18 protein-coding genes are annotated in these 20057 nt (G+C 63.9%); 17 read left to right on the forward strand and 1 reads right to left on the reverse strand.

Features of this window, described 5'->3' with window-relative positions; all coding sequences use genetic code 11:
- The first annotated feature begins 37 nt into the window (after window positions 1-37).
- The 17 genes from AB4Y73_RS07920 (at window position 38) to AB4Y73_RS08000 (ending at window position 19330) form a co-directional block, all read left to right on the forward strand.
- Entirely contained in the window at window positions 38-823 is a 786-nt protein-coding gene (locus AB4Y73_RS07920; protein ID WP_441870620.1) for a trans-aconitate 2-methyltransferase, read from the forward strand.
- Window positions 824-988: 165 nt separating this feature from the next.
- Entirely contained in the window at window positions 989-2728 is a 1740-nt protein-coding gene (locus AB4Y73_RS07925) for an ABC transporter ATP-binding protein (RefSeq protein WP_441870871.1), read from the forward strand.
- 86 nt (window positions 2729-2814) lie between these two features.
- Window positions 2815-4524, forward strand: coding sequence for an ABC transporter ATP-binding protein (locus tag AB4Y73_RS07930; RefSeq protein WP_441870874.1), 1710 nt, complete (start codon window positions 2815-2817; stop codon window positions 4522-4524).
- A complete protein-coding gene (locus tag AB4Y73_RS07935; RefSeq protein ID WP_441870622.1) occupies window positions 4521-4901 on the forward strand; it encodes a GntR family transcriptional regulator in 381 nt (126 codons plus the stop codon). Before AB4Y73_RS07930 ends, AB4Y73_RS07935 begins: the two co-directional genes overlap by 4 nt.
- A gap of 46 nt (window positions 4902-4947) precedes the next feature.
- The gene (uvrA, locus tag AB4Y73_RS07940; protein WP_441870624.1) at window positions 4948-7875 is read left to right on the forward strand and encodes an excinuclease ABC subunit UvrA; all 2928 of its coding nucleotides are present in this window, start codon (window positions 4948-4950) and stop codon (window positions 7873-7875) included.
- 77 nt (window positions 7876-7952) lie between these two features.
- On the forward strand, window positions 7953-8666 hold the full coding sequence (locus AB4Y73_RS07945; RefSeq protein WP_441870626.1) for an HAD hydrolase-like protein: 714 nt from the start codon (window positions 7953-7955) through the stop codon (window positions 8664-8666).
- Window positions 8653-9321, forward strand: a complete 669-nt coding sequence (locus AB4Y73_RS07950) for a lysophospholipid acyltransferase family protein (protein ID WP_441870628.1) — start codon at window positions 8653-8655, stop codon at window positions 9319-9321. Before AB4Y73_RS07945 ends, AB4Y73_RS07950 begins: the two co-directional genes overlap by 14 nt.
- A 19-nt stretch (window positions 9322-9340) precedes the next feature.
- The gene (gene uvrC, locus AB4Y73_RS07955; RefSeq protein ID WP_441870630.1) at window positions 9341-11347 is read left to right on the forward strand and encodes an excinuclease ABC subunit UvrC; all 2007 of its coding nucleotides are present in this window, start codon (window positions 9341-9343) and stop codon (window positions 11345-11347) included.
- Between the two features lie 71 nt (window positions 11348-11418).
- The gene (rapZ, locus tag AB4Y73_RS07960; RefSeq protein WP_441870632.1) at window positions 11419-12342 is read left to right on the forward strand and encodes an RNase adapter RapZ; all 924 of its coding nucleotides are present in this window, start codon (window positions 11419-11421) and stop codon (window positions 12340-12342) included.
- A complete protein-coding gene (locus tag AB4Y73_RS07965) occupies window positions 12342-13361 on the forward strand; it encodes a gluconeogenesis factor YvcK family protein (RefSeq protein WP_441870634.1) in 1020 nt (339 codons plus the stop codon). The genes rapZ and AB4Y73_RS07965 overlap by 1 nt, the downstream gene beginning before the upstream one ends.
- 9 nt (window positions 13362-13370) lie before the next feature.
- Window positions 13371-14351: a DNA-binding protein WhiA gene (gene whiA, locus AB4Y73_RS07970; protein ID WP_108597830.1), complete on the forward strand. Its 981-nt coding sequence runs from the start codon at window positions 13371-13373 to the stop codon at window positions 14349-14351.
- A 112-nt stretch (window positions 14352-14463) separates the two neighbouring features.
- Window positions 14464-15090: a superoxide dismutase gene (locus tag AB4Y73_RS07975; protein WP_441870636.1), complete on the forward strand. Its 627-nt coding sequence runs from the start codon at window positions 14464-14466 to the stop codon at window positions 15088-15090.
- A gap of 263 nt (window positions 15091-15353) precedes the next feature.
- The gene (gene gap, locus AB4Y73_RS07980; RefSeq protein ID WP_275215062.1) at window positions 15354-16364 is read left to right on the forward strand and encodes a type I glyceraldehyde-3-phosphate dehydrogenase; all 1011 of its coding nucleotides are present in this window, start codon (window positions 15354-15356) and stop codon (window positions 16362-16364) included.
- Between the two features lie 10 nt (window positions 16365-16374).
- Window positions 16375-17601, forward strand: a complete 1227-nt coding sequence (locus AB4Y73_RS07985) for a phosphoglycerate kinase (protein WP_441870639.1) — start codon at window positions 16375-16377, stop codon at window positions 17599-17601.
- Window positions 17602-17687: 86 nt separating this feature from the next.
- Complete coding sequence (gene tpiA, locus AB4Y73_RS07990) at window positions 17688-18503, forward strand: triose-phosphate isomerase (RefSeq protein WP_441870641.1); 816 nt, start codon at window positions 17688-17690, stop codon at window positions 18501-18503.
- A gap of 50 nt (window positions 18504-18553) precedes the next feature.
- Complete coding sequence (secG, locus tag AB4Y73_RS07995) at window positions 18554-18811, forward strand: preprotein translocase subunit SecG (protein ID WP_164199881.1); 258 nt, start codon at window positions 18554-18556, stop codon at window positions 18809-18811.
- 123 nt (window positions 18812-18934) lie between these two features.
- The gene (locus AB4Y73_RS08000) at window positions 18935-19330 is read left to right on the forward strand and encodes an RNA polymerase-binding protein RbpA (RefSeq protein WP_441870643.1); all 396 of its coding nucleotides are present in this window, start codon (window positions 18935-18937) and stop codon (window positions 19328-19330) included.
- On the opposite strand, the gene pgl is transcribed toward AB4Y73_RS08000, so the two are convergent.
- Window positions 19283-20053: a 6-phosphogluconolactonase gene (gene pgl, locus AB4Y73_RS08005; RefSeq protein WP_441870877.1), complete on the reverse strand. Its 771-nt coding sequence runs from the start codon at window positions 20051-20053 to the stop codon at window positions 19283-19285. The two genes, AB4Y73_RS08000 and pgl, sit on opposite strands and share 48 nt — an antisense overlap.
- Window positions 20054-20057: the final 4 nt, after the last annotated feature.

Consider the following 20057-nt stretch of genomic DNA (forward strand, 5'->3'; position numbering starts at 1 on the left):
CGGTACTGCCAGGCAGCACCGGATCGTGGAGGAAACTGTGAAGTGGGATCCCCTGAAGTACGTCCAGTTCGGCGACTACCGCGACCGGCCGTTTTTTGACCTGACAGGCCGGATCCATGCCGACCTGCCGCGCTATGTGGTGGATCTGGGCTGCGGACCCGGGAACCTGACGGCCACCCTTGCCCAGCGGTGGCCGGACGCAGAGGTCGTAGGGCTCGACACGTCGGCCGAGATGCTGGCCAAGGCCGCCACGCAGGCCGAAGGGCATCCCGGCCTGGCCTTTGGACTCGCCGATATCGCCCACTGGATGCCCACACCCGAAACCAACGTGGTGGTCACCAACGCGGCGCTGCAGTGGGTGCCCGGGCACCAGGAAATGCTGGAGCGTTGGCTGGCGGCCCTGAGGCCCGGGACGTGGTTCGGCATGCAGGTGCCGGGAAACTTCAACGCCCCTTCCCACACCCTGATGCGCGAACTGGCCGCCACGGCCCGCTGGCGGCCCCTCTTGGAGGACGTACTCCGCGGCGGGGAATCCGTGGGGGAGCCGGCCGACTATCTCCGCATCATGCTGGACGCGGGCTGTACAGCGGACGCTTGGGAGACCACCTACCAGCAGGTCCTCCCGGGAACAGACCCTGTGCTCGAATGGGTGCGCGGCACGGCCCTGAGGCCGGTGCTGGCGGTCCTGTCGGTCGAGGAGGGCCGGGCCTTTGAGGCTGAATATGCTGCCGCGCTGCGGGTTGCCTACCCGGGGACCCCCCACGGCACGGTTTTCCCCTTCAGGCGGATCTTTGCCGTAGCGCAAAAGCAACTTACCGCCTAAACTCCATTCGATCGATGTTCTTTACAAAGCCCGTATAGCCATGTGACCGGCAGTGAAAGTCGATGCCGCCGACGAGGTGCCTACGGCCTCTTGGGGATGGCCGCAAGCCGCAACCTCATCGGTCTCCCCACCAATCCAGGAGGTGCAGTGCTTTTCGCCTTATTGATGAGGTTGCTGGCGGGCCACAAGGGCCGGGTTGCCGCCATCATTGCCCTGCAGTTGGTGCAGACCGCTGGCATTCTGCTCCTGCCCACCATCAACGCCGCCATCATCGACGACGGCATCGTGGCTGGGAACACCCCCGAAATTTTCCGGCTCGGCACGGAGATGGCCTTAGTGGCGGCCGTCCAGGCGGCGGCGGCTGTGGCCGCCGGCTACCTCGGTGCCGTGGTGGCTATGACCCTCGGCCAACAATTGAGGGGTGAGGTTTTCACGAAGATTCAGTCGCTTTCGTCCCAGGAGGTGGCAGGCTTTGGCGCCCAAAGCCTTGTCACCAGGGCAACTAACGACACCCAGCAGATCCAGTCGTTCGCCGTCCTGGTGTTTACCATGCTGATGGCGGCACCGGTCATGGCCGTGGGCGGCGTGTACCTTGCCTGGCAGCAGGACATCGTGCTTTCGAGCATTGTCATCGTCATCATGCCGGTGCTCCTGCTCATCATGTACCTGATCGTCCGGCGCCTGGTGCCTCTCTACCGCGACGGCCAGGAGTTGCTCGATGCGACCGGGCAGATCCTGCGCGAGCAGATTATTGGTGCCAACGTCATTCGTTCCTTTGTCAGGCAGGGACACGAAGCACGCCGTTTCGCCCGGGCAAACACAAAGCTGACGGGAAACAACCTGCAGTCAGCACTGCTCATTGCCGCGATGCTTCCGCTCATTATGATCGTGGTGAACCTCTCATCGGTGGCGGTGGTGTGGTTCGGCGGACACCGGGTGTTTTCCGGAGAAATGAACATCGGGGCCCTCACAGCCTTCATCGCCTACATCATGCAGATTCTTCTTGCCATCATGATGGCCATGTACGTGCTGACCACGGCACCGCGTGCCGCGGCGTGTGCAGAACGGCTCAACGCGGTACTCAACACCCAACCGTCCGTCAGGGACGCCGCGCAGAGCGGTAGCGGCAGCGACACGGTGGACGCCAGGGAAGCCATCGGCGGGGGCAGCATCACCTTCACGAATGTCCGCTTCGCCTATCCGGGCGCCGAAAGTCCGGTGCTCCAAAACATCAGCTTTACCGCAAATCCCGGCACCACCGTTGCCGTCATTGGCTCAACCGGCAGCGGCAAATCAACGCTACTCGGCCTGCTGCCCCGGTTCCTTGAAGCCACTGCCGGAACCATCACCATCGCCGGCCGGAATATCCGTACAGTCCCGTTGGACGTCCTCCGCCGGGCCATGGCTGTTGTTCCGCAGCGGTCGTATCTGTTCACCGGGACCATCGCCCATAATCTGCGGATCGCCGACCCTGCAGCCAGCGACAGCCGGTTGTGGCAGGCATTGGAAACGGCCCAGGCCGCAGGGTTCGTCCGCGACCTGCCCCTCGGGATGGCCACTGAAGTCGGCCAAGGAGGAACCAATCTCTCCGGCGGCCAGCGCCAACGTATCTGCATCGCCCGCGCACTGGTCCGGCAGGCGCCCATCTACCTTTTTGATGACAGTTTTTCCGCGCTCGATTTCGGCACGGAGAACCGGCTCCGGGACGCCCTGGCGGACACCCTGACCGATGCCGTCGTAATCGTGGTCGCCGAACGGATCTCCACCGTCGCGGGCGCGGACCGGATATTGGTGCTCGACGACGGACGGCTGGTCGCGCAGGGGACCCACCTTGAGCTGCTGGAAACCTCCACGACCTACCGGGAAATCGCCGAGTCGCAATTGGCGCTGGAGAGCCTGCCGTGACCGGACCGCTCGCGGGAGGAGGAAGTAAAGCGTTCTGGCCGGCTGCCCGCCGACTGCTCAGCCTGCTGCACCCGTTCAGATGGCGGATGCTTGGTGCTGTAGTAGCCACATGCTGCTTTGCCGGCCTGAACGTGGCGGCCCCGAACTACCTCGGTGATGCCACGGATATCGTGGTCGACGGGGTTTACAGCGGCGTGTTCGAGCAGGAGCGGCTGGGACGTCTGCTTGCAGTCGTCGCCTTGATGTACGTCGGGGCTTCACTTTTCAACTGGATTCAGGGAAAGCTGACCGCGGGCTCGGTCCAGGGCCTGATGCACAGCCTCCGCGCAGCGGTGGAGGAAAAGCTGCACCGGCTTCCCTCCACCTACTTTAACGAGAAGTCCCGCGGCGATGTCCTGAGCCGGGTCACCAACGACATAGATAACATCTCGCAGTCGCTGAGCCAGGTCCTGACACAACTGATCATCTCCGTTCTGATGCTGTCCGGTGCTTTGGCCATGATGCTCTGGATATCTCCCCTCCTTGCATTGATTGCCCTCGTCTCAGTGCCGGTGTCCACCTTGATCACGGTTCTGGTGGCCCGCAAATCCCAAGCACATTTCGCGAGCCAGTGGACCGAAACCGGCGCACTGAATGCGCACGTGGAGGAATTCATCACCGGCCATGAGGTCATCATGGCCTTTGGACACCAAGACCAGGCAGCGGTGGTCTTCCGTGCGAGCAACGCCCGCCTGGCCCGGGCCTCCGCCCTCGCCGAATATTCTTCGGGGCTGGTGCAGCCGCTCATGATCCTGATTTCCAATCTGACTTACATTGCAGTCGCAGTGGTGGGCGCGTTCGAGGTCACCCTCGGTGCCATGACCATCGGCGGCATCCTGGCGTTTATCCAATTCAGCCGTTTGTTCACGCAGCCCGTCAGTCAGGTCGGCGGCATGCTGAACGTCATTCAGTCCTGTGCGGCTTCGGCCCACCGCGTCTTCGAGCTCCTTGACGCCGAAGAGATTCCTGCTGAGCCCGAAAAAGCCGGCCCACACGCCAGGTTGGGCGGACGCATCGTTTTTGACCACGTCACCTTTGGCTACGCGCAGGAACCGGTTATCCGTGACCTCACGTTTACGGTGGAGCCTGGCCAGACCGTGGCAATCGTCGGGCACACCGGCGCCGGTAAGACCACGATTGTGAACCTGCTCATGCGGTTCTACGAACCTGGCGCAGGACGGATCACCATCGGCGGAACAGACATCGCCGCCATTCCCCGGGATACCCTGCGTGAGGGTTTCGGGGTAGTGCTCCAGGATGCCTGGCTGTTTGCCGGCACCATCAGGGAGAACATCGAGTACGGCCGGCCCGGCGCCACAGACGCTGAGGTAATCGCGGCCGCGGAGGCCAGCCACCTGGACCACTTCGTGCGATCGATGCCGGCCGGCTACGACTCAGTCCTGGACAGCGGCGGCGAGCCGCTGAGCCACGGGCAACGCCAGCTCATCGCGATTGCCCGGGCGCAGCTCGCGGACCGTGGGGTGCTGATCCTCGATGAAGCCACGAGTTCAGTCGATTCGCGGATCGAAGTGCTCATCCGGCAGGCCATGCAGAGATTGCGGCGAGGCAAGACAAGTTTTGTCATAGCCCACCGTTTGTCTACGGTGCGGGACGCTGATCTAATCTTGGTCATGGATCACGGACGCATCGCAGAGCAAGGTACCCATCAGAACTTGCTGGCTGCCAACGGCCATTACGCAAGGCTGTACAAGGCCCAGTTCGCCGGCCGGGCAGGAACCCTGGAGGCAGGGCGGTGACTCCCGTGGCTGCGTTCCCGGGGACCTGGAAGCCCAACCAAGCCAGCACGGTGGCACTCTTTGAACAGCTCCGGCTGCAGGTGATCCGCCTGGCGGACAGCGGTGACCTGCCCCCGGGCACCAGGCTCCCGGCGGTCCGTGCACTGGCGGAACTGCTTGACGTGGCCCCTCACACGGTGGCACGTGCTTATAAGGAGCTCGAGGCAGCCGGCGTGGTGACCACCAAGGGCCGGAACGGCACCGTCGTCAGCGCGCGTGATGAGCGGTCGGATGCGCTCTCTGCCGCCGCCAACATCTATGCGTCGGTGGCCAGGGCCCAGGGGGCCACGTTTGCCGAAGCAGTCAAGCTGCTGGCGGCCGCCTACGACGCCCACTGACCTACCCGCATGGAAATTCGAAGAAGTTTTCGATTAGCATTAGTAAGTGCCTAAAGCCGTAGCTGAAGAAACAGCAGTCGAATCCGTCCCCGTCACCATTGTCCAGGGCGGAGCCACGCCTGCCCGCCCTGACCTGTCCCGCCTCGTCGTCAAGGGAGCGCGGGAGCACAACCTGCGGAACGTGGACCTGGACTTGCCCCGCGACGCCATGATCGTCTTCACGGGGCTGTCCGGATCCGGAAAGTCGTCCCTGGCGTTCGACACCATCTTTGCCGAGGGCCAGCGGCGCTACGTTGAATCGCTGTCGGCCTACGCCCGGCAGTTCCTGGGCCAGGTGGACAAGCCGGACGTCGACTTCATCGAGGGGCTCTCTCCGGCCGTTTCCATCGACCAGAAGTCCACCAGCAAGAACCCGCGCTCCACGGTGGGTACCATCACCGAAATTTATGATTACATGCGCTTGCTGTGGGCGCGCGTCGGACGGCCGCACTGCCCCGTCTGTGGTGAGGTCGTCGCCAGGCAGACACCGCAGCAGATTGTGGACCAGCTGCTCGAGCTTGAAGATGGCACCCGGTTCCAGGTCCTGGCGCCGGTAGTCCGGGGACGCAAGGGCGAATTCGTCGACCTCTTCAAGGAACTGACCGCCAAGGGCTACTCCCGCGCCAGGGTGGACGGTGAGCTCATCCAGCTCAGTGAGCCGCCGAAACTCGGGAAGCAGTTCAAACACACCATCGAAGTGGTGGTTGACCGGTTGGTGGTCAAGGAAGGCATCAGCCAGCGCCTCACCGATTCGGTCGAGACGGCGCTGGGCCTCGCCGAAGGCCGCGTGCTGGCGGAGTTCGTGGACGTGGATGCCGACGCCCCTGGCAGGCTTCGGGCCTTCTCGGAGAACCTGGCCTGCCCCAACGAGCATCCCCTGGCCATCGACGAGATCGAGCCGCGCTCGTTCTCCTTCAACAATCCGTTCGGTGCCTGCGCGGCCTGCAGCGGCATCGGCACGCGGCTGGAGGTGGATGAAGACCTGATCGTCCCCAACCCGGAGCTGTCGCTGTCTGAAGGTGCCATCGCGCCCTGGTCACTGGGAACGGCCACCACTGAGTATTGGAACCGCCTGCTGGAAGGCCTGGCCAAGGAACTGGGCTTCTCCATGGTCACGCCCTGGGAGAAGCTGGGCAAGGACGTCCGCCAGACCGTGCTGCACGGAAAAGACCACAAGGTGGTGGTGCAGTACAAGAACCGGTTCGGACGTGAACGCAAGTACAGCACCGGCTTCGAAGGCGCCATCCAGTATGTCCACCGGAAGCACGGCGAAACGGATTCTGAATGGGCACGCGACCGCTACGAAGAATACATGCGGCAGATCCCTTGCCCGGCCTGCAACGGCGCCCGGTTGAACCCCGCTTCGCTGTCCGTGCTGATCAATGGCAAGTCCATCGCCGACGTCGCCGCCATGCCCATGCGAACCTGCGCTGACTTCCTGAACAACCTTGTACTGACCGGCAGGGAAGCCCAGATCGCCCATCAGGTGCTCAAGGAGATCCAAGCCCGGCTGACCTTCCTGCTCGACGTCGGGCTCGAATACCTCAACCTCGAGCGGCCCTCCGCGACCCTGTCCGGCGGTGAAGCCCAACGCATCCGGCTCGCCACGCAGATCGGCTCCGGACTGGTAGGGGTCCTGTACGTCCTCGACGAGCCCTCTATCGGCCTCCACCAGCGGGACAACCGCCGGCTCATCGAAACCCTCACCCGGCTGCGGGACATGGGGAACACCCTCATAGTGGTGGAGCACGACGAAGACACCATCCATGTGGCTGACTGGATTGTGGACATCGGTCCCGGTGCCGGCGAGCACGGCGGCCAGGTGGTGCATTCGGGTTCCTACAAGGAGCTGCTCGAGAACACCAACTCACTGACCGGCGATTACCTGTCCGGCCGCAAGAAAATCGACGTTCCCAAAAAGCGGCGCAAATACGACAAGAAGCGCGAGCTCAAGGTCATCGGCGCCCGGGAAAATAACCTGGTCAACGTGGATGCGGCGTTCCCGCTGGGGCTCTTTACCGCAGTAACCGGCGTCAGCGGCTCCGGCAAGTCCACCCTGGTCAACGAGATCCTCTACAAGGTGCTGGCCAACAAGCTCAACGGTGCCAAGCAGGTTGCCGGACGCCACAAGAGCATCCAGGGCCTGGAGCACCTCGACAAGGTGGTCCACGTGGACCAGAGCCCGATCGGTCGCACCCCCCGGTCCAACCCGGCCACGTACACCGGCGTGTTTGACAACATCCGCAAGCTTTTCGCGGAGACCACCGAGGCGAAGGTCCGCGGTTACCTGCCGGGCCGGTTCTCGTTCAACGTCAAGGGCGGGCGCTGCGAGGCCTGTTCAGGTGACGGCACGCTCAAGATCGAGATGAACTTCCTGCCGGACGTTTATGTGCCGTGCGAAGTGTGCCATGGTGCCCGGTATAACCGGGAAACGCTCGAGGTCCACTACAAGGGTAAAACCATCGCCGATGTCCTGAACATGCCCATCGAGGAGGGAGCGGAGTTCTTTGCAGCCTTCTCGCCCATCGCCCGCCACCTGAACACCCTGGTGGACGTTGGCCTGGGCTATGTCCGGCTCGGGCAGCCCGCCACCACACTGTCAGGTGGCGAGGCGCAGCGCGTCAAGCTGGCGGCGGAATTGCAGAAGCGGTCCAACGGGCGCAGCGTGTACGTTCTCGACGAACCCACCACGGGCCTGCACTTCGAGGACATCCGGAAGCTCCTGATGGTGTTGCAAGGCCTCGTGGACAAGGGAAACACCGTGATCACCATCGAGCACAACCTTGACGTGATCAAGAGCGCCGACTGGATCGTGGATCTGGGCCCGGACGGCGGCTCAGGAGGCGGCCAGGTGGTAGCTACGGGTACCCCCGAGCAGGTGGCGAACTCCACCACGAGCCACACGGCCTCGTTCCTCGCGGAGATTTTGGCCTGAGTGCCCGTCCACATGCATGTATGCCGTGTCGGGCATGCGAGTTTCAGCCATGCGCGGTGTCGTGAGAAACTAAGCCGGTGACTCAAACAACAGTGCCCGTGATCTTTGACCTGGACGGCACTCTTGTCGATCCGGCAGGCGGAATAACCGGCGGCATCGAGGCGGCTCTGGTGGCCTCCGGCCTCCCGGTTCCCAGCCCCGACCTGCTGGCCGCAATGATTGGCCCCAAGCTCAGCGATTCGCTCCTCAGTGTTGCCATGGTGCCGGCGGAGAAGCTGGCCAGCGTCATCCGGCTATACCGGCAGCACTACCTGGCGACGGGCATTGCGCAGAGCCGCCTTTACCCCGGGATCAAGGCTGTGCTGGAGGGATTTGCGGAAGCGGGCAGGCCGGTGGCCGTCGCAACCCAGAAACCCGAAGGGCTGGCGCACATCGTGTTGCAACACCACGGCATCGCCGGCCTGTTCCATACGATCAGGGGATCCTTGGATGACGAGTCATCCACCGACGGTCCTGTCGGCAAAGCGGACATCATTGCTGCCGCCCTGGCTGATCTTTCCACCCACCACGCCGTGATGGTGGGGGACCGCGCCCAGGACGTGGCCGGCGCCATCGCAAATGGGCTCGACTGCATCGGCGTGCGTTGGGGTTTCGCCCCCGACGGCGAACTGGAGGTAGCCGGTGCCATCACGGTGGTGGAAGATACTGCTGAAATGGTCAATGCCATCGAACGGCTCGATTCCATCCACACCGCTGCGATGAGTGAGGTGCGCAACGATGGCATTGTTTGAGGCGGTCCGCTGGACATTCCGCGGACTCGTCGCGGGCACCTGCCGGCCCACCGTCGTCGGCCTTGAAAACGTTCCCAAAGAGGGGCCCTTCATTGTGGCCCCGAATCATCTTTCCTTCTTTGACAGCGTCATTGTCCAGGCACTGATGCCGCGACCGGTGGCCTTCTTCGCCAAGGCCGAGTACTTCACCACAGGTGGCGTGAAGGGGAAGGTCATGAAGTCGTTCTTCGAGTCTGTGGGCTCAATCCCCGTGGAACGCGGCGAGCAGGCGGCAAGTGTCCAGGCACTCAAAACCCTTCTGGACATCCTCGAGGCGGGCAACGGCATTGGCATCTACCCTGAAGGCACACGCTCACGGGACGGTATCCTCTACCGCGGGCGCACGGGCGTGGGCTGGCTCGCCCTGGCAACCGGAGCTCCCGTGATTCCCGTTGGACTGATCGGGACGGAGAACCTGCAGCCGGCCGGTGAGAAGGGCTTTAAGCCGCATCATTTCACCATGAAGGTTGGTGAACCCCTGTACTTCGACAAGACCGGCCCGGACCATTCACTGCCGGCACGCCGGCAGGTGACGGACCGGATCATGGACGCCATCGCCGAACTCAGCGGCCAGGAACGTTCCACCAGCTACAACCAGAGCAAGGCGACGGACTAAGGATCAGTAGAATTAAGTAGTGGCAGATCCAGCAACTTACAGGCCTCAGACGGGTGAAATTCCCACCAACCCCGGGGTGTACCGGTTCCGTGATCCCCATGGCCGGGTCATCTACGTCGGCAAGGCAAAAAACCTCCGCTCCCGCCTGAACTCCTACTTCGCGAACCCGGCGGGCCTGCTGCCGAAGACCCATGCAATGGTCTATGCGGCCAGCAGCGTGGAGTGGACCGTGGTGGGAAGCGAGCTGGAGTCCCTGCAGCTCGAATACACCTGGATCAAGGAATTCAAGCCCCGCTTCAACGTCGTTTTCCGCGACGATAAAACCTATCCCTACCTGGCGCTGACCATGAGCGAGAAGCTGCCCAGGGTCCAGGTAATGCGGGGCGACCGACGCAAGGGGACCCGCTACTTCGGTCCCTATACCGCCGGGGCCATCAGGGAAACCATGGATACGCTCCTGCGCGTCTTCCCCGTGCGCAGCTGCAGCGCAGGGGTGCTCAAGCGGGCCCAGGCCAGCGGCCGGCCCTGCCTCCTGGGTTATATCGACAAGTGCTCCGCGCCCTGCGTCGGCCGGGTGACTCCGGAGGAACACCGCGCCCTGGCCGAGGACTTCTGTGCCTTCATGGGCGGCGAAGCCAAGCGGTTCATCGCAAAACTCGAAAAACAGATGGCCGAAGCGGTATCCACTCTCGACTACGAGCGTGCGGCCCGGCTCCGGGATGACATCTCCGCCTTACGGAAAGTCTTTGAACGCAACGCAGTAGTGCTCGCCGAAGACACCGATGCCGATGTCTTCGCCCTGCACGAGGACGAACTCGAGGCCGCGGTCCAGGTCTTCCACGTCAGGGGCGGCCGGGTCCGTGGCCAGCGGGGCTGGGTTGTGGAAAAAGTCGAAGACTCCACCACTCCCGACCTGGTGGAGCACCTGCTCCAGCAGGTTTACGGGGAGGACAGCGACAGCCATGGCCGGCTGCCGCGCGAAGTCCTTGTCCCGGTGGCGCCCAGCAACGCGGCCGAGCTGACCGAATGGCTGGGTGGCCTCCGTGGAGCCAAGGTGGACATCCGGGTGCCGCAGCGCGGCGACAAAGCTGCGCTGATGTCCACGGTCCGCGAGAACGCCGAGCACGCGCTGAAACTGCACAAGACGCGGCGGGCAGGCGACCTGACAGTCCGTTCGCAGGCACTCCAGGAGTTGCAGGAAGCCCTGGACCTGCCCGTGCCGCTGCTGCGGATCGAGTGCTATGACGTCTCCCACGTCCAAGGTACCAACGTGGTGGCCTCCATGGTGGTGGTGGAGGACGGCCTTCCCAAGAAGTCCGACTACCGCAAATTCTCCGTCACCGGGCCCGCGGCGGCGGACGACACCGCTGCGATGCACGATGTCCTGACCAGGCGCTTCCGCTATTACGTGCAGGACAAGTCGGCGCAGGTTGAAGCCGCCGCACTCAAGGGGCACCAGGCGGCACTGGATGCGGCGGGCGATGCCGCGGTCCTTGACACCACCACAGCCGCGCCGCGGGCAAAATTTGCCTACCCGCCGAACCTGGTGGTGGTGGACGGCGGCCAGCCCCAGGTGAACGCCGCTGCCCGGGCGCTGGCGGAGCTCGGCATCGACGACGTATACGTGGTGGGCCTGGCCAAGCGCCTGGAGGAAGTTTGGCTTCCTGACAGTGACTTCCCGGTGATCTTGCCCCGGACGTCCCAGGGCCTGTACCTGCTGCAGCGGATCCGTGACGAAGCGCACCGCTTCGCCATCACCTTCCACCGGCAGAAGCGCGGCAAGGCCATGACCCTCTCGGCCTTGGATGGGGTGCCGGGCCTGGGGGAGTCCAAGCGCAAGGCCCTGGTGGCCCACTTCGGCTCCATCAAGGGCGTGAAGTCTGCCACCGAGGCTGAGCTCACGGCCGCCAAAGGCATCGGTCCGTCCCTGGCCAGCGCCATCGTATCCCACTTCAATGCGGAGGAAACTGCGGGCGGGACGGTTCCGGCCATCAACATGACCACCGGCGAAATCATTGAAACCTAGGTAGGGTAAGGAACGCAGGTTTCCGCCGACGCGGTTGCATGCTGGACCAGGACAGGAACGGGGCGGAACGAATGGCAGATTCAACGGCGGAATCCGGGACGGGGCAGGACGGCATGACGCCGATCAAGCCTCTCGAAGCGGAGCTGCTGGTGGTCACGGGCATGTCCGGGGCGGGGCGCAGCACTGCCGCGGACGCGTTGGAGGACCACGGGTGGTATGTCGTCGAGAACCTGCCGCCGCAGATGCTGGGCACCCTCGCTGAACTGGTGTCCCATGCACCGCAGTCCATTCCGCGCCTGGCTGTGGTGATGGACGTCCGCAGCAAGGGTCTTTTTGCCGATATGCGGGCCACGCTTGGTGCCCTCGCCGCAAGCGGGGTGACATTCCGGGTCTTGTTCCTGGACGCCAACGACGACGTCCTGGTCCGCCGCTTCGAGCAGGGCCGCAGGCCCCATCCGCTCCAAGGGGGCGGCCGGATCCTCGACGGCATAGCAGCCGAGCGTGAGGTGCTGAAGGAGCTGCGGGAAAGCTCCGACGTCGTTCTGGACACCTCCGATTACAACGTCCACGGCTTGGCGACGGCCATCACGGAACTTTTCAGCGAGACCGGCCCGGTGGCCCTCAGGCTCAACGTGATGAGCTTCGGCTTCAAATACGGCCTGCCGGTTGACTCCAACTACGTCGCGGACGTCCGGTTCATCCCGAATCCGCACTGGGTGCCGCAGCTGCGCCCCCACACCGGCCTGGACCAGGACGTCAGCGATTACGTCCTGGAAGCCGAAGGTGTCAAAAATTTCGTGGACCGCTACGTGCTGGCGCTGGAGCCGGTCCTTGACGGGTACCGGCGCGAAAACAAGCACTACGCCACCATTGCCGTGGGCTGCACCGGCGGCAAGCACCGCTCGGTAGCGGTCGCCGTCGAGCTTTCCAAGAAACTGGCGCAGTATCCCCGCGTAACGGTCACCACAACACACCGGGACCTGGGCCGCGAGTAATGGGGATGCTTACCGGGCCGCTGCCGTTGATACCGCTTTCCAGCGGAACGGCAGGCGGCCAGCAGGACAAGGGTCCTAACGTGGTGGCGCTCGGCGGCGGCCACGGTCTGTCAGCATCGCTGTCAGCCCTGCGGCTGCTCACCACCGAACTGACCGCCATCGTCACGGTGGCAGACGACGGCGGGTCATCCGGGCGTCTGCGCGAAGAGTACGGCGTCCTCCCGCCCGGAGACCTGCGCATGGCGCTCTCCGCATTGTGCGACGACACGGACTGGGGCCGCACCTGGCGGGACGTGATGCAGCACCGCTTCCGGCCCGGGAAGGGCAGCGGCGGGTCCCTCGATGACCACGCAACCGGAAACCTCCTCATTGTTACCCTTTGGGAACTGCTTGGCGACGCCGTGGCGGGCCTTAAGTGGGCCGGTGCGCTGCTGGGGGCGCGTGGACAGGTCCTGCCGATGTCCACCGTGCCGCTCACCATCGAGGGCGACATCCGCGTCACCTCACCTGACGGCGAATCGGTCCTGCAGACGGTCAGCGGGCAGGCGCGCTGTGCCGTGGCAGGTTCGCTGGAACAGGTCAGGCTCCTGCCCGAAGATGCGCATGCATGCACCGAGGCCCTGACAGCCATCGAACTGGCCGACTGGATCATTCTCGGGCCCGGGTCCTGGTACACCTCCGTACTGCCGCACCTGCTGCTCCCGGAAATGCGCGACGCCCTCAGTGCGACCGCAGCCAAACGCTGCCTGACCATGAACCTGGCCACCGACACCAAAGAGACCACCGGCATGACGGCAGCCGACCACCTCCACGCCCTGCGCCGGTACGCGCCGGACTTCAGTATCGACGTCGTCCTGGCCGATCCCGCCTCGGTGCCCGACCGGGAAGAATTCGAGAAAGCGGCCGCGATGATCGGCGCCGAGGTTGTCTTGGGTAAAGTGGGGGCGTCGGGCCGCCGACCCGTCCATGACCCATTGCGTCTGGCAGCGGCGTACCACGACATTTTTGGGAACAGTTAGGAAGGTGCCATGGCACTGACATCATCGGTCAAGGAAGAACTGTCCCGGCTGGACATCAAGAAATCTTCGGTACGCAAGGCTGAGGTCTCGGCGATGCTCAGGTTCGCCGGCGGCTTGCACATCATCTCCGGCCGTATCGTGATCGAGGCGGAAGTGGACCTCGCGTCCACGGCCCGCCGTCTGCGTGCAGCCATCGCCGAGGTTTATGGGCACCAGAGCGAAATCATCGTGGTATCCGGCGGCGGCCTGCGCCGCGGCAGCCGCTACGTGGTGCGAGTAGTCAGGGACGGTGAATCACTGGCGCGGCAGACCGGGCTCCTGGACGGCCGCGGGCGTCCGGTACGCGGCCTGCCGTCAGCCGTGGTCAATGGGTCTGCCGCCGATGCTGAGGCCGTGTGGCGCGGCGCCTTCCTGGCCCATGGTTCCCTCACCGAGCCGGGCCGATCGTCGTCCATGGAAGTCACCTGCCCGGGCCCCGAATCAGCACTCGCCCTTGTAGGTGCCGCCCGCCGCCTCGGCATCCAGGCAAAAGCCCGCGAAGTCAGGGGAGTGGACCGCGTCGTGATCCGCGACGGCGACACCATCGCTGCGCTGCTCACCCGCATGGGCGCCCACGACGCCCTGATGGTCTGGGAGGAGCGCCGGATGCGCAAGGAGGTCCGTGCCACCGCCAACCGCCTCGCGAACTTCGATGACGCCAACCTGCGCCGCTCCGCCCAGGCAGCCGTCGCGGCAGGTGCCCGGGTTGACCGTGCCCTGGAGATCCTTGGCGACGACGTCCCGGACCACCTCAAATACGCCGGCGAACTCAGGGTGGCCCACAAGCAGGCAAGCCTGGACGAGCTGGGGCGCCTGGCCGATCCTGTGATGACCAAGGACGCCATCGCCGGCCGAATCCGCAGGTTGCTTGCCATGGCTGACAAACGCGCCATCGACCTCGGCATCCCCGGCACGGACGCCAATGTGACGCCTGAAATGCTGGACGAGTAGCGGCGCCCTAGAATCAGAGCGTTCACCCAGATCTTCCGGATGCCCGTCATCCGGATGCACAATCCGAGAGTTAGCAAACCGGACGAACCCGTCCACGATATTGGAGGATTTTGTGACCGAGTACGTACTGCCCGAACTTGACTACGACTACGCCGCGCTTGAGCCGCACATTTCAGCGCGCATCATGGAGCTGCACCACAGCAAGCACCATGCAACTTACGTTGCCGGCGCCAACAACGCGCTGAAGCAGCTGGCCGAAGCACGCGATAAGGGCGACTTCGCCAACATCAACCGCCTGTCCAAGGATCTCGCGTTCCACACCGGCGGCCATGTCAACCACTCGGTGTTCTGGAAGAACCTGTCCCCGGACGGCGGCGACAAGCCCGAAGGCGAACTGGCCGCAGCCATCGACGACGCCTTCGGGTCCTTCGACGCTTTCCGTGCCCAGTTCTCCGCAGCGGCCCTCGGGCTGCAGGGATCCGGCTGGGGCTTCCTGGGCTACGAGCCCATCGGCGGCAACCTGGTCATCGAACAGCTCTACGACCAGCAGGGCAACGTGGCACTTGGCACCACGCCGCTGCTCATGCTGGACATGTGGGAGCACGCCTTCTACCTGGACTACGTCAACGTCAAGGCTGACTACGTCAAGGCCTTCTGGAACATCGTGAACTGGGCCGACGTCGCGAAGCGCTTCGACGCTGCGCGCACCAACGCCACGGGTCTCATCACCCTGCCGTAGTGACGCGCAGTACATGCGCGTGTAACAAACTTCACATTTCGGCGTGATTTCGGCTGGATTGTGGAAGGTCCACCCCCGCACTTGCGGGGGTGGACCCACTTAAACGTAAGATGGATCACGGAAGGCGGTCAGCCTTCAGCAACGTGGCTGGTCGCCCTCCGTTCTGTTAATCATCTCTGCCCAATGGCGTGCGGGATCTGTTAGTTGGCTTCAACGCCCGCTCAACTAGTTGTGCTTCATCAAGCACCAAGGAGACTGAAAAAGTGACGACCCGTATTGGTATCAACGGCTTTGGCCGCATCGGCCGCAACTACTTCCGCGCAGCACTCGCACAGGGCGCGGACCTTGAGATCGTGGCAGTCAACGACCTCACCAGCCCTGAGGCACTGGCCCACCTGTTCAAGTACGACTCCGTCGGCGGCCGCCTGAAGGAAACCATCGAGGTCAAGGACGGCAACATCGTCGTCAACGGCAATGTGGTCAAGGTCCTCGCCGAGCGCGATCCTGCCAAGCTTCCCTGGGGCGAACTCGGCGTAGACATCGTCATCGAGTCCACCGGCTTCTTCACTAAGGCAGCCGACGCGCAGAAGCACATCGACGCCGGTGCCAAGAAGGTCCTCATCTCCGCCCCCGCCTCGGACGAGGACATCACCATCGTGATGGGAGTCAACGACAACCTTTACGACTCCGCCGCGCACCACATCATCTCCAACGCTTCCTGCACCACCAACTGCCTGGGCCCGCTGGCCAAGGTCGTCAATGACGAGTTCGGCATCGAGCGCGGCCTGATGACCACCATCCACGCCTACACCGCCGACCAGAACCTTCAGGACGGACCGCACAAGGACCTTCGCCGCGCCCGTGCCGCAGCCATTAACATGGTCCCCACCTCCACGGGTGCGGCCAAGGCAATCGGCCTGGTCCTTCCAGAGCTGAAGGGCAAGCTGGACGGCTACGCCATCCGGGTACCCGTTCCCACCGGTTCCGCGACCGACCTCACCGTCACCGTCTCGCGCGAGACCACCGTTGAGGAAGTTAACGCCGCACTGAAGAAGGCGTCCGAATCCGAGGCGCTCCAGGGCTTCCTGACCTACACGGACGAGCCGATCGTCTCCTCCGATATCGTCGGGGACCCGGCGTCGTCCATCTTCGACTCCGGCCTGACCAAGGTCATCGGCAACCAGGTCAAGGTTGTTTCCTGGTATGACAACGAATGGGGCTACTCCAACCGCCTCGTGGACCTCACGGAGCTTGTCGCAGCCAAGCTGGGCTAGGGTTAGACACATGACATTCCACACCCTCAACGAACTGATCGCTGAAGGTGTCCGCGGGCGGTACATTCTGGTTAGAAGTGACCTGAATGTGCCGCTCGACGGCTCTACAGTGACTGACGACGGCCGTATCAAGGCCTCACTGCCAGTGCTGACGAAGCTCACGGACGCCGGTGCCCGCGTGCTGGTAACAGCCCACCTCGGACGGCCCAAGGGCGCGCCCGAAGACAAATACTCCCTCAAGCCTGCCGTGGCGCGTCTGGCGGAACTCGCCCCGTTCAGCGTCACCCTCGCCGGTGACACGGTGGGTAACTCCGCCAAAGAGCTGTCCGCGTCCCTGACGGACGGCCAGGTGCTCGTGCTGGAGAACGTCCGTTTCGACGCCCGCGAAACCAGCAAGGACGACGCCGAGCGCGGCGCCTTCGCGGATGAGCTGGTGGCACTGACCGGCGACAATGGAGCGTACGTTGACGACGCCTTCGGTGCGGTGCACCGCAAGCACGCCAGCGTTTACGACGTGGCCACGCGGCTGCCGTCCTACCAGGGCGACCTCGTGCACACCGAAGTGGAGGTTCTGCGGAAGCTGACAGCTGATACGCAGCGCCCCTACGTCGTTGTACTCGGCGGCTCCAAGGTTTCGGACAAGCTGGCAGTCATCGACAACCTCATCGGCAAGGCCGACACCATCCTGGTGGGCGGCGGCATGCTGTTCACGTTCCTCGCAGCGGAGGGCCACAGCGTGGCCGGCAGTCTCCTGGAGGAAGACCAGATCCCTGTCGTCCAGGACTACCTCAAGCGGGCGGCGGACGCCGGCACGGAATTCATCGTGCCGACCGACGTTGTGGTGGCCAGCAAGTTTGCTGCAGACGCAGACCACGAAACCGTCCCCGCGGACGGCATCGAAGGTAGCAGCTTCGGGGCACAGGGTATTGGCCTGGACATCGGCCCGGACTCTGCAGCAGCCTTCGCAGACCGGATCAAGGGGGCCAAGACGGTCTTCTGGAACGGGCCCATGGGCGTCTTCGAGTTCGAAGCGTTCTCCGGTGGAACCCGTGCCGTAGCCAAGGCCCTGACCGAAGCTGACGCGTTCACAGTAGTGGGCGGCGGAGACTCGGCCGCAGCAGTGCGCACCCTGGGCTTCGCGGATGACCAGTTCGGCCACATTTCCACCGGCGGCGGCGCCAGCCTGGAATATCTTGAAGGCAAGGAACTCCCGGGACTCAGCGTCCTGGACCGCTAGGAACCTGGGCTGCCAAGTCCTCCGGCCGGCAGTGTGCCCGCGGGCACCCTGCCGGCCGCATACATATCAAGACTTTTGGAGAACACGTGACTACGTCAACGAACGGCGCTTTTGACCGCACGCCTCTCATTGCGGGCAACTGGAAGATGAACATGGACCATGTCCAGGGCATCACCCTCCTGCAGAAACTGGCCTGGACGCTCTCCGACGCCAAGCACGACTACAACCGTGTGGAGGTTGCGGTCTTTCCGCCATTCACCGACCTCCGCGGTGTGCAGACCCTGGTCCAGGGCGACGAACTGGACATCGCCTATGGTGGGCAGGACCTCTCCCAGTTCGACTCCGGAGCCTACACCGGCGACATCTCCGGCCAGTTCTTGAACAAGCTGGGATGCCGTTACGTGCTGGTGGGACACAGCGAACGCCGCACCATCCACAAAGAATCGGACGAGGTACTCAACGCCAAGGTCAAGGCCGCGTACAAGCATGCTGTTACCCCGGTGCTGTGCGTCGGTGAAGGACTGGAAATCCGGCAGGCCGGTAACCACGTGGAGCACACCCTTACCCAGTTGCGCGCCGACGTTGCCGGCCTCAGCGACGAACAGGCTGCCGAGCTCGTAGTGGCTTACGAGCCTGTTTGGGCCATCGGCACCGGGGAAGTGGCGGGACCGGAAGATGCCCAGGAAATGTGCGCGGCCATCCGTGCCGAACTCGCCACCATCTTCGGCGATGACGTTGCGGCGAAGATCCGGCTGCTCTACGGCGGCTCGGTCAAGGCAAACAACGTTGCTGCAATCCTGAACGAACGGGACGTTGACGGCGTGTTGGTGGGCGGGGCCAGCCTGGACCCCGCGGAGTTTGCTAATATTGTCAGGTTCGAGAGTCACCTGCTGACGGACTAGTCCGTCTGCAGCACCCGGCTCCCGTCATTCCAATCTTCTGAAAGGCCGTCGTGGACGTTCTTCATGTCATTCTGCAGATTCTCCTGGGCATCACCAGCCTTCTGCTGACACTGCTCATCCTGCTTCACAAGGGACGGGGCGGCGGGCTGTCTGACATGTTCGGCGGCGGTATGAGTTCCGGCCTAAGCTCCTCGGGCGTGGCGGAGCGGAACCTCAACAGGTTCACCGTTGTCCTGGGCGTCACGTGGGGCGTCGTGATCATCGCCCTGGGGCTGCTGATGCGGTTCAGCGGGGCAGGCGACTCCTAGAACTTCAAACGGATCGTGGCGCGGCACTGCCCCCACGGGAATCTCCGAACTAGACTGTGGCTGTTGGCTTCCAACAGCCACAGTTTCGTTTAAACAGTGTCGTTTAAGCAGCCAGGAGTCCCGATGGTCCATAGTGCGTCAGCGTTCCGCGGCACCAGGGTAGGTGTTACCGAAGGTACCGGTCCCAAGAACCAGTCCGAAGCGGCCTCCGGCGAAAGACTACCCAGGATCCGGGTCACCTATTGGTGTGCCAAGGGCCATGAGACACACCTCGTTTTTCTCCGACTGCCTGATGAGCAGATCCCCGCCAGCTGGGACTGCCGGCGGTGCGGTGCACCGGCGTCGCGGGACGGCCAGGAAGCTGCTCAAGACGAACAGTTCGACGAGGGCTACAAAAGCCACCTCGAGTACGTTAAAGAGCGGCGCTCCGACCAGGACGCCGAAGATGTCCTGGCCGGAGCGCTCGAAAAACTACGCGCCAGCGGCGTCCTTCCGGACGAGCTGCTGAGGGACCCTTGATGCAGCGTTTTCATCAATAAGCCACAGCGTGCGGGAAGTTCCGCGGGGCCCCGCCGCAGGCACCTGCACCGGGTTGGCACCGGCCAGCGCCAGGCCAACGGCCCCGGCCTTGTCCTCTCCGGCCACCACCATCCAGACCTCAGCGGCCGTGTTGATGGCAGGCAGGGTCAGGGAAATCCGCTGCGGCGGCGGCTTGGGGGAGTTTCGTACCCCCACCACCGTCCGCTCCTTCTCCCGGATTCCGCCCTGCTCAGGGAACAAGGAAGCCACGTGGGCGTCCGGGCCGACCCCAAGCAACACCACGTCCAGCCGGGGGAGCTGCCCTGCCTCATCGGGCCGTTCATCCGACATGTCTGCAGCGTGCTCGGCCGCGGCTGCCTCCCGCAGGCGCCTGGCGTAGTCCTCCGCCGCTTCCTCGGGAGTGCCAAAGTCGTCCGTGGACGCCGGCTCGTTGATCCTGGCCGGATCAACGGGAATATGCGCCAGCAGGGCATCAAATGCCTGCCTGGTATTCCGGTCGGGATCATCCGCAGCGACGAACCGCTCATCACCCCACCAAAAATTGACCTTCGACCAATCGACCGCGGGCGCCGCCGGAGAGTCCGCCACGGCCTTCAGAGTACCGATACCAACCGTGCCACCCGTCAGCACCACTGTGGCATCACCGTACTTGTCCTGAACGTCCACCAGCTTGGTGATCAGGCGCGCCGCGATGGCAGCCATCAGG

It is taken from the genome of Pseudarthrobacter sp. TAF60_1, assembly GCF_052113505.1.
Classification (GTDB): Bacteria; Actinomycetota; Actinomycetes; order Actinomycetales; family Micrococcaceae; genus Arthrobacter.